Below are 9773 nucleotides of genomic sequence, written 5' to 3' on the forward strand. Positions count from 1 at the left end.
CACTAAATCAGTAAGTTGGCAGCATCACCATTGCTGCTATCGTTGCAACCTCCAATCAGCGTATTTTGTCACACTTTTATAATCACCTTGTATTTGCCTTACCGGCAGGCATTATGGGCAGCCTGGTGCTGCTTTTACTCTGGCTGCGTATAAACCAGAAGTACCAGTCACCTAAGCGTAAATTGCAACGTGCCCTCGAAAAACGGCAGCTTTGTCTCTATTACCAACCGATTATTGATATTAAAACGAATAAATGTATTGGTGCTGAGGCATTGCTACGCTGGCCGGGGAATCAGGGACAGGTAATGACGCCAGCAGAGTTTATTCCGCTGGCGGAACAAGAGGGTCTAATTACGCAGGTGACAGATTATGTCATTAATATGGTGTTTGACGATCTTGGTTCCTTGCTGGCAAAACACCCTGAATTATCTACTTCAATTAATTTGTCTGCCTCCGATTTTCATACTTCAAGGGTGATTGCCTTAACTAATCAAAAAATAGAACAATTCACCGTGCGTCCGCAGCAAATTAAATTTGAAGTCACTGAACATGCATTTTTAGATGTCGCCAAAATGACACCGATTATTCTGGCTTTCCGTCAGGCTGGTTACGAAGTGGCGATCGATGACTTTGGTATTGGCTACTCCAACCTGCATAACCTTAACTCATTGAATATTGATATCCTGAAAATCGATAAATCGTTTGTTGAGACGTTGACCACGCATAAAACCAGCCATTTGATTGCGGAACACATCATCGAACTGGCACATAGTTTGGGTCTAAAAACGATTGCAGAAGGGGTGGAAACGGAGGATCAGGTCAACTGGCTGCGCAAACGCGGCGTGCGCTATTGTCAGGGCTGGTACTTTGCAAAGGCGATGCCGCCGCAGGTTTTTATGGCATGGGCAGAGCAATTACCCGCGCATGACGCCATGCGCGGGCAGTAACCCTAGATCCGGTGGCGGTAATCGCTGGGAGTGCGATCAAATTGCCGACGGAAAACGCGGGAAAAGGTCTGCTGTGAAACGTAACCCAGATCCATCGCGATATCAAAAATAGGGCGCTCGGTGGTGCGCAGTTCAACGGCAGCCAGTAGCAGTCGGCGTTGACGAATGTAATCGCCAAGCGTCTGATGCGTCACAGTGCGGAACATTCGCTGTAAATACCACTTTGAATAACCTGATTTTTTCGCCACCACATCAATGTTCAGCGGCTGGTCGATATGCTCGTCAATCCATGCGATAAGATCCTGAATAATTTTCTGATGGGACATAAATCTGCCTCTTTTCAGTGTTCAGTTCGTTAATTCATCTGTTGGGGAGTATAATTCCTCAAGTTAACTTGAGGTAAAGCGATTTATGGAAAAGAAATTACCCCGCATTAAAGCCTTGCTTACTCCAGGCGAAGTGGCGAAACGTAGCGGCGTGGCGGTATCGGCGCTGCACTTCTATGAAAGCAAAGGATTGATTACCAGTATCCGCAATAGCGGTAATCAGCGGCGATATAAGCGTGATGTGTTGCGATACGTCGCAATTATCAAAATTGCTCAACGCATTGGCATTCCGCTGGCGACCATTGGTGAAGCGTTTGGTGTGTTGCCCGAAGGGCATACGTTAAGTGCGAAAGAGTGGAAACAGCTATCTTCGCAATGGCGAGAAGAACTGGATCGGCGCATTCATACCTTAGTCGCGCTGCGTGATGAACTGGACGGTTGTATTGGCTGCGGCTGCCTTTCGCGTAGCGACTGCCCGTTGCGTAACCCGGGCGACCGCTTAGGGGAAGAAGGCACCGGCGCACGCTTGCTGGAAGATGAACAAAACTAAAGCGCCACAAGGGCGCTTTAGTTTGTTTTCCGGTCTTTGTCTTTCACTCTATCCCGCTGGTACACGGGAGGGTTTCCCCCGACGTCAACACACCTCATTCGAGCACGTGGTGGAGGTTCCGGTTAGTGTTGATACTTTAATTGTATGTCACCGCTGTTTCTTCGCCAGTGCAAAGTGATCCTTTTTAACCGCAATATTTTTGCCATATTGCGTGATTTTTTACCGTAAACCTTCGCCACAAGTTGCCTACAAATGCCGTAATTTTGCGCATCCACGATAACGTTTGCGCATCAATTGCCTGGTTTTTCATCGTCAACACAAGAAAAGGGAAAAAAGCAGCAAACTTCGGTTGAAAAAGCCGCTATGATCGCCGGATAATCGTTTGCTTTTTTTTACCACCCGTTTTGTATGCGCGGAGCTAAACGTTTGCTTTTTTGCGACGCCCCAGATTGTCGCAAACCTGAAGCAGGAAGAATAACGTTTCGCTGGCAGGGGATTGTCCGCCACGCATCTTGACGAAAAATAAACTCTCAGGGGATGTTTTCTTATGTCTACGCCATCAGCGCGTACCGGCGGTTCACTCGACGCCTGGTTTAAAATTTCACAACGTGGAAGCACCGTCCGTCAGGAAGTGGTTGCCGGGTTAACAACGTTTCTGGCGATGGTCTACTCGGTTATCGTCGTTCCAGGTATGTTGGGTAAAGCGGGCTTCCCGCCAGCGGCAGTTTTTGTTGCAACTTGTCTGGTTGCCGGGATTGGTTCTATCGCGATGGGGTTATGGGCCAATCTGCCGTTGGCTATCGGCTGCGCCATCTCTCTGACGGCGTTTACCGCATTCAGCCTGGTGCTGGGGCAACATATTAGCGTACCTGTCGCGCTGGGTGCCGTGTTCCTGATGGGTGTTCTGTTTACGGTAATTTCTGCCACGGGTATCCGTAGCTGGATTTTGCGCAACTTACCGCACGGCGTGGCACACGGCACGGGGATTGGTATCGGCCTGTTCTTGCTGCTGATTGCCGCTAATGGTGTCGGTCTGGTGATTAAAAACCCGCTCGACGGTCTGCCCGTTGCGCTGGGTGATTTCGCGACCTTCCCGGTGATTATGTCACTGGTAGGTCTGGCGGTGATCATCGGCCTGGAAAAACTGAAAGTCCCTGGTGGCATTCTGCTGACCATTATCGGTATCTCAATTGTCGGTTTGATCTTCGATCCTAACGTCCATTTCTCCGGCGTTTTCGCCATGCCTTCATTGAGCGATGAAAACGGCAATTCACTGATTGGCAGCCTGGATATTATGGGGGCGCTGAACCCTGTGGTTCTGCCGAGCGTACTGGCGCTGGTGATGACTGCTGTTTTCGATGCTACCGGAACCATCCGTGCGGTAGCCGGTCAGGCGAACCTGCTGGATAAAGACGGGCAGATTATCGACGGCGGTAAAGCACTGACCACCGACTCCCTGAGCAGCGTTTTCTCTGGCCTGGTCGGTGCGGCTCCGGCTGCGGTATACATTGAGTCTGCGGCGGGTACAGCAGCGGGCGGTAAAACCGGTCTGACGGCAATCACGGTTGGCGTGCTGTTCCTGCTGATTCTGTTCCTCTCTCCGCTCTCTTACCTCGTTCCGGGTTACGCAACAGCTCCGGCGCTGATGTACGTTGGCCTGTTGATGTTGAGTAACGTGGCGAAAATCGACTTTGCTGATTTCGTCGATGCAATGGCGGGTCTGGTAACAGCAGTATTCATCGTGCTGACCTGTAACATCGTAACTGGCATCATGATCGGCTTCGCGACCCTGGTGATTGGTCGTCTGGTTTCTGGCGAATGGCGTAAGCTGAACATCGGTACGGTCGTTATCGCCGTGGCGCTGGTCACCTTCTATGCTGGAGGCTGGGCTATCTAAGCTTTAATAAGATTCTGAAAACGGGTGGCAATGGCTGCCCGTTTTTATTTTCTCCGTACATTGTGTGAGCTTTTGCGATATTCTGAAAAACTGAGAGTCCGGGCATAACGCCTTTCTCAAATCATAAAAAACATTGCAAACAGGGAACGCATGGAAATCTTCTTCACCATACTGATAATGACCCTCGTGGTCTCGCTGTCCGGGGTGGTCACTCGTGTCATGCCCTTTCAGATCCCGCTTCCGCTTATGCAAATCGCCATCGGTGCGCTACTGGCGTGGCCGACGTTTGGTTTGCATGTGGAGTTTGATCCTGAACTCTTTTTAGTCTTGTTTATCCCGCCGTTGCTGTTTGCTGATGGCTGGAAAACACCAACCCGCGAATTTCTCGAACATGGTCGGGAAATATTCGGCCTCGCGCTGGCGCTGGTGGTGGTCACTGTAGTCGGCATTGGCTTCCTTATTTACTGGGTGGTGCCGGGTATCCCGCTGATACCCGCCTTTGCGCTGGCGGCGGTGCTCTCTCCGACCGATGCCGTGGCGCTCTCCGGGATTGTTGGCGAAGGGCGTATCCCGAAAAAAATCATGGGTATTTTGCAGGGCGAAGCGTTGATGAATGACGCCTCCGGCCTGGTGTCGCTGAAGTTTGCCGTGGCAGTTGCGATGGGGACGATGATCTTCACCGTTGGCGGCGCGACGGTTGAATTTATGAAAGTGGCCATTGGCGGTATTCTCGCCGGTTTTGCGGTGAGCTGGCTGTATGGTCGCTCGTTGCGTTTCCTCAGCCGCTGGGGCGGCGATGAACCCGCGACGCAGATCGTATTGCTGTTCCTGCTGCCGTTTGCCTCTTATCTGATTGCCGAACACATTGGCGTTTCCGGCATCCTTGCAGCAGTTGCCGCCGGGATGACCATCACCCGTTCCGGCGTGATGCGCCGTGCGCCGCTGGCGATGCGACTGCGCGCGAACAGCACCTGGGCGATGCTGGAATTTGTCTTTAACGGCATGGTGTTCTTGCTGTTGGGTCTGCAACTACCGGGTATTCTGGAAACGTCGCTGGTTGCGGCGGAAATTGACCCTAACGTCGAAATCTGGATGCTGTTTACTGACATCATCTTGATTTATGCGGCGCTAATGCTGGTGCGTTTTGGCTGGCTGTGGACGATGAAAAAGTTCAGCAACCGGTTCCTGAAGAAGAAGCCGATGGAGTTTGGTTCGTGGACGACACGAGAAATCCTTATCGCTTCTTTCGCCGGGGTGCGCGGGGCAATTACTCTTGCTGGTGTGCTCTCTATTCCTCTGCTGTTGCCGGATGGAAATGTCTTCCCGGCGCGTTATGAGCTGGTGTTCCTGGCGGCTGGTGTCATTCTCTTTTCGCTGTTTGTCGGCGTAGTGATGCTGCCTGTTCTGCTACAACACATTGAAGTTGCAGACCATTCACAACAGTTGAAAGAGGAGCGAATCGCGCGCGCGGCAACCGCTGAAGTGGCAATTGTGGCGATCCAGAAAATGGAGGAGCGTCTGGCGGCGGATACCGAAGAGAATATCGACAACCAGTTGCTCACTGAAGTCAGCTCTCGCGTCATTGGTAATCTGCGCCGTCGCGCCGATGGACGTAATGACGTTGAAAGTTCGGTTCAGGAAGAGAACCTGGAGCGTCGCTTCCGTCTGGCGGCGCTGCGTTCTGAACGCGCTGAACTCTACCACCTGCGCGCCACGCGGGAGATCAGCAACGAAACGCTGCAAAAATTACTGCACGATCTCGATTTGCTGGAAGCGTTGTTGATTGAGGAAAATCAATAATCTGCAGGGTTGGCGGGCTTGCCCGCCAACCCGTCTTACTCTGGCGTTAACCAGTATCCTTCACAACAGGTCAGCCACGCCTGGGCACAGTGGGAAAGGTAAACGCCCTCACGCCAAATCATTCCTAATTTCCAGCGTAATTCGCTTTCCAGCGGCAGCCATTTTAAGGTGTTTTTATCTAATCGCTGGCAAATGGGTTCCGGCAAAATGGCTATTCCGACACCGGACTGAACCATCGCGGCGAGAAAATCCCATTGTCCGCTGCGAACCGCAATCCTCGGCTTAACGCCATGTTCATCGAATAACGCCATCAATTGCTTACTTAAGGCAAAATCTTCGTTATAGATAAGAAGAGGATGTTCCGCCAGTGTCTCTGGTGAGACGGCATCACGCTCAAGCCATTTACCTGAACGCGGCACCAGAACACAAAGCGGATGACTAAACAGCGATAACGTTGTCAGGCCACTTTCTTCTACTGGCAGGGCGGTCAGTGCCATATCCAGTTCGCCGTTCATTACCGCTTGTTGTACCGTCAGACCACCAAACTCCGAAATCTTCAGTTCCACGCCGGGGTAACGCTGGCGGAACAAGCCAATCGGCCCGGCCATTAACATCCCAACCATCGGCGGGATCCCCAACCGTAAAACGCCGGTTTTAAGCTGATTGATATCGCTAAGCTCAGCTTCCAGTTGCCGAAACTCAGCCAATATAGCCAGCCCGCGCTCAAATACGACGCGACCAGTATCAGTGAGAAGCAGCCGACGACCATCGCGGATCAACAATATACAGTTCAGCTCATCTTCGAGATTCTTCAGCATCTTGCTGATGGTGGGCTGGGTCACAAACAACTTCTCCGCTGCGCGGGTGAAGCTTTGCTGGCGCACGACTTCGACAAAATAACGCAGCGTTCTGATATCCATAACTATTCCCTTTGACTATACCTGCAATGATTTTAATTCATTTCAGTAGCGGCATGAGGCTCTCTATACTTAACGTTCTGTTTTATTTTCAGGATATCCCCTCATGTCCGTGGCGCTTCGCCGCATTACCCCTGCCGTTGTGCAATCTCTTCAGGTATTTGTGCAGGTTGTGCTGTATGCAGGTTTATTTATTTTTGCGCAATATCTCGTCTCCTGGCTGCATTTGCCGCTGCCTGCCAACCTGGTGGGGATGATCCTGATGCTGGCGCTGATTGTTTGCCGCATTATTCCTCTGCAATGGGTACGTGCCGGGGCGCGCTGGTTACTGGCTGAAATGCTGCTGTTTTTTGTTCCTGCCGTGGTGGCGGTGGTGAACTATGCACAACTATTGCTGGTGGATGGTTGGCGTATTTTTGCAGTGATCGCGTTGAGCACGGTGATGGTATTGGGCACGACCGCCTGGGTAGTGGAAAAAGTCTATCGCTATGAAATGCGCAGGTTAAACCGTGACTAATTTTCAGTTAAGTGTGCTTTGTCTGGCGATAACCCTGGTTATCTATTTTCTTAACAAACGCCTTTATCGCCGCTTTCGTAAACTGCCGTTGATGCCTCTGGTGCTGACGCCTGCGCTACTGGTTATGCTGCTGGTTTTTGGCAATATTTCCTGGCAAAACTATATTGGCGAAGCGCACTGGCTACTATGGTTATTAGGCCCGGCAACCATCGCCTTTGCGGTGCCGGTGTATGACAATCGGGCGATCATTAAACGTCACTGGATGTCGCTGACGGCGGGCGTACTGACGGCAACGGTGGTGGCAGTGACCAGCTCGGTGTGGCTGGCACGATTATTTACCCTGTCGGATGAGATCCAGCGTAGCCTGGCGGTGCGTTCGGTCACTACACCATTTGCTCTGGCAGCGAGCCAGTCGCTCGGCGGACAGCCTGATCTGGTGGCGTTGTTTGTGGTGGTCACCGGCGTGTTTGGCATGGCGATTGGCGACGTGCTGTTTTTACGTCTCTCGATTCGCGAAGGGATGGCGAAAGGTGCCGGATTTGGCGCGGCGTCTCATGGCGCCGGGACCGCGCGATCGTATGAATTGGGTCAACAAGAGGGCGTGGTTGCCAGTCTGGTCATGATGCTTTCTGGCGTATTAATGGTACTGGTTTCGCCGCTGGTGGCCTGGATGATGTTCTGAAGAAATTCCCCGGTCGCCTGACCGGGGAAGGGTAGAGATTAATGTGCGCGGCCTTGCTCAACGCCAAAGCCGGTCTGGGAACGGATAAACTGCGCACGGAACAGTTCACGCTCACGCGCCCCTTCCGCTGAATTATCGGTTGCCGAGAAGAACCAGATGCCGAGGAATGCCACGGTGATCGAGAACAGCGCCGGGTATTCATACGGGAAGATGGCTTTTTCGTGACCAAGGATCTGTACCCAAATAGTCGGGCCGAGGATCATCAGCACTACAGCGGTAATCAGCCCCAGCCAACCTCCCAGCATCGCACCACGCGTGGTCAGTTTCGACCAGTACATAGAAAGCAGAATGATTGGGAAGTTACAGCTCGCCGCGATGGCAAACGCCAGACCCACCATGAAGGCGATGTTCTGATTTTCAAACAGGACACCGAGGATAATGGCAATCACGCCCAAAATCAGGACGGTGATTTTCGATACCCGCAGCTCTTCACGTTCGGTCGCGCTTTTTTTGAAGACGTTGGCGTAAAGGTCATGCGAAACCGCCGATGCACCTGCCAGCGTCAGACCGGCAACCACCGCGAGGATGGTGGCGAAAGCAACCGCTGAAATAAAGCCGAGGAACAGGTTACCGCCTACCGCATTGGCCAGGTGAACCGCCGCCATGTTGTTACCGCCAATCAGCGCCCCTGCCGCGTCTTTATAGGCCGGATTCGCACCGACCAGCATGATCGCGCCAAAACCGATAATAAAGGTCAGGATATAGAAGTAGCCCATAAATCCGGTGGCGTAGAACACGCTCTTACGCGCTTCGCGGGCATCGCTGACCGTAAAGAAGCGCATCAGAATATGCGGTAAGCCAGCCGTACCAAACATCAGCCCCAGCCCCAGCGACAGCGCAGATATTGGATCTTTCACCAGCCCGCCCGGCTTCATGATGTCGACACCTTTCGGGTGCACCGCCATCGCTTCGCTGAACAGATTGTTGAAGCTAAAGCCAACATGTTTCATCACCATAAAGGCCATAAAGCTGGCACCGAACAGCAACAGTACGGCTTTGATAATCTGTACCCAGGTGGTCGCCAGCATTCCGCCGAACAGGACGTACATCATCATCAGTACGCCGACCAGAACCACCGCAATGTGATAGTTAAGGCCAAACAACAGTTCGATCAGTTTACCTGCGCCTACCATCTGGGCGATAAGGTAAAGCGCCACGACCACCAGAGAACCACAGGCCGAAAGAATACGAATCGGCCCTTGTTTCAGACGGTACGAGGCCACATCCGCAAAGGTATAGCGACCGAGGTTACGCAGACGTTCGGCAATCAGGAACAGAATAATTGGCCAGCCCACCAGGAAGCCCAGCGAGTAAATTAAGCCGTCATAGCCGGAGGTAAACACCAGCGCGGAGATGCCCAAAAATGAGGCGGCAGACATATAGTCACCCGCAATCGCCAGCCCGTTCTGGAAACCGGTGATATTGCCGCCTGCGGTGTAGTAGTCATTACGAGAACGTACACGTTTTGACGCCCAGTAGGTAATACCGAGCGTAAACACGACGAAAATCAGGAACATAATAATCGCCTGCCAGTTCGTCGGCTGGCGCTCTACGGCCCCGCTAATAGCATCCGCCGCGTTAGCTGCGAAAGGGAGTGTGGCGGCAAGCGCCGTCAGAACTCTTTTCATGATGCTTGTACCTCATGCAGGACTTCATTATTAAGACGGTCAAATTCGCCGTTCGCCCGCCAGATGTAGATACCAGTGAGAACAAAGGAGATCACAATCACTCCAACACCGACTGGAATCCCGCGTGTGACGCTGGTGTTCGGGTTCAGCGGAGTGCCCAGCCAGCCGGGCGCGAAGGCGATCAGTAAAATAAAGCCGATATAAACTGCCAGCATAATAATCGACAGGATGGTGGCAAACCGTTGCCGTTTTTCGACTAACTCCCTGAAATGCGCATTGTCTTCTATCCGCTGATAAATAGTGCCATTCATCACAGATTCTCCAGAGGTAATGTAGGGATTGTTTTAATTCCCGCTCCCTTATGGGAGAAGGTTATCGCTCAGGTAACCCTTGCCGAATCTAGGCCGGATAAGGCGTTATACGCCGCATCCGGCAATCAATGCCTGATG

9 protein-coding genes and 1 pseudogene are annotated in these 9773 nt (G+C 52.2%); 6 read left to right on the forward strand and 4 right to left on the reverse strand.

What is annotated here, in order from left to right:
* Window positions 1–29: 29 nt before the first annotated feature.
* Window positions 30–947 (forward strand): annotated as a pseudogene (locus EQY_RS0103055) (EAL domain-containing protein); the annotation flags it as partial.
* A gap of 2 nt (window positions 948–949) precedes the next feature.
* Here the strand turns inward: EQY_RS0103055 and soxS are convergent.
* On the reverse strand, window positions 950–1273 hold the full coding sequence (gene soxS / locus EQY_RS0103060; protein WP_000019357.1) for a superoxide response transcriptional regulator SoxS: 324 nt from the start codon (window positions 1271–1273) through the stop codon (window positions 950–952).
* Between the two features lie 85 nt (window positions 1274–1358).
* On the opposite strand from soxS, the gene soxR reads away from it, so the two are divergent.
* From soxR to EQY_RS0103075, 3 genes are all read left to right on the forward strand, one after another.
* Complete coding sequence (soxR, locus tag EQY_RS0103065; RefSeq protein ID WP_000412428.1) at window positions 1359–1823, forward strand: redox-sensitive transcriptional activator SoxR; 465 nt, start codon at window positions 1359–1361, stop codon at window positions 1821–1823.
* Between the two features lie 547 nt (window positions 1824–2370).
* Complete coding sequence (gene ghxP, locus EQY_RS0103070; RefSeq protein ID WP_000106864.1) at window positions 2371–3720, forward strand: guanine/hypoxanthine transporter GhxP; 1350 nt, start codon at window positions 2371–2373, stop codon at window positions 3718–3720.
* Window positions 3721–3870: 150 nt separating this feature from the next.
* Window positions 3871–5520: a Na+/H+ antiporter gene (locus EQY_RS0103075; protein ID WP_000402198.1), complete on the forward strand. Its 1650-nt coding sequence runs from the start codon at window positions 3871–3873 to the stop codon at window positions 5518–5520.
* Between the two features lie 35 nt (window positions 5521–5555).
* Here the strand turns inward: EQY_RS0103075 and EQY_RS0103080 are convergent, their stop codons facing one another.
* A complete protein-coding gene (locus EQY_RS0103080) occupies window positions 5556–6440 on the reverse strand; it encodes a LysR family transcriptional regulator (protein WP_000354952.1) in 885 nt (294 codons plus the stop codon).
* A gap of 103 nt (window positions 6441–6543) precedes the next feature.
* Between EQY_RS0103080 and EQY_RS0103085 the strand changes: the two genes are divergently transcribed.
* The gene (locus EQY_RS0103085) at window positions 6544–6954 is read left to right on the forward strand and encodes a CidA/LrgA family protein (RefSeq protein ID WP_000109436.1); all 411 of its coding nucleotides are present in this window, start codon (window positions 6544–6546) and stop codon (window positions 6952–6954) included.
* A complete protein-coding gene (locus EQY_RS0103090) occupies window positions 6947–7636 on the forward strand; it encodes an LrgB family protein (RefSeq protein WP_000181102.1) in 690 nt (229 codons plus the stop codon). Before EQY_RS0103085 ends, EQY_RS0103090 begins: the two co-directional genes overlap by 8 nt.
* A 38-nt stretch (window positions 7637–7674) precedes the next feature.
* Here EQY_RS0103090 and actP read toward each other — a convergent pair whose 3' ends face one another.
* Together actP and EQY_RS0103100 are read right to left on the reverse strand one after the other, a co-directional pair.
* Window positions 7675–9324: a cation/acetate symporter ActP gene (gene actP, locus EQY_RS0103095; RefSeq protein WP_000832547.1), complete on the reverse strand. Its 1650-nt coding sequence runs from the start codon at window positions 9322–9324 to the stop codon at window positions 7675–7677.
* Window positions 9321–9635, reverse strand: coding sequence for a DUF485 domain-containing protein (locus tag EQY_RS0103100; RefSeq protein WP_001296646.1), 315 nt, complete (start codon window positions 9633–9635; stop codon window positions 9321–9323). The genes actP and EQY_RS0103100 overlap by 4 nt, the downstream gene beginning before the upstream one ends.
* Window positions 9636–9773: the final 138 nt, after the last annotated feature.

The organism is Escherichia sp. TW14182 (genome assembly GCF_000208525.1).
In the GTDB taxonomy this organism is placed as follows: Bacteria; Pseudomonadota; Gammaproteobacteria; order Enterobacterales; family Enterobacteriaceae; genus Escherichia; species Escherichia ruysiae.

Coding starts and splice junctions, on each gene's coding strand:
- EQY_RS0103080 (WP_000354952.1), bottom strand. CDS start 6,440: ATGGATATCAGAACGCTGCGTTATTTTGTCGAAGTCGTGCGCCAGCAA.
- EQY_RS0103085 (WP_000109436.1), top strand. CDS start 6,544: ATGTCCGTGGCGCTTCGCCGCATTACCCCTGCCGTTGTGCAATCTCTT.
- soxS (WP_000019357.1), bottom strand. CDS start 1,273: ATGTCCCATCAGAAAATTATTCAGGATCTTATCGCATGGATTGACGAG.
- soxR (WP_000412428.1), top strand. CDS start 1,359: ATGGAAAAGAAATTACCCCGCATTAAAGCCTTGCTTACTCCAGGCGAA.
- EQY_RS0103100 (WP_001296646.1), bottom strand. CDS start 9,635: ATGAATGGCACTATTTATCAGCGGATAGAAGACAATGCGCATTTCAGG.
- actP (WP_000832547.1), bottom strand. CDS start 9,324: ATGAAAAGAGTTCTGACGGCGCTTGCCGCCACACTCCCTTTCGCAGCT.
- EQY_RS0103075 (WP_000402198.1), top strand. CDS start 3,871: ATGGAAATCTTCTTCACCATACTGATAATGACCCTCGTGGTCTCGCTG.
- ghxP (WP_000106864.1), top strand. CDS start 2,371: ATGTCTACGCCATCAGCGCGTACCGGCGGTTCACTCGACGCCTGGTTT.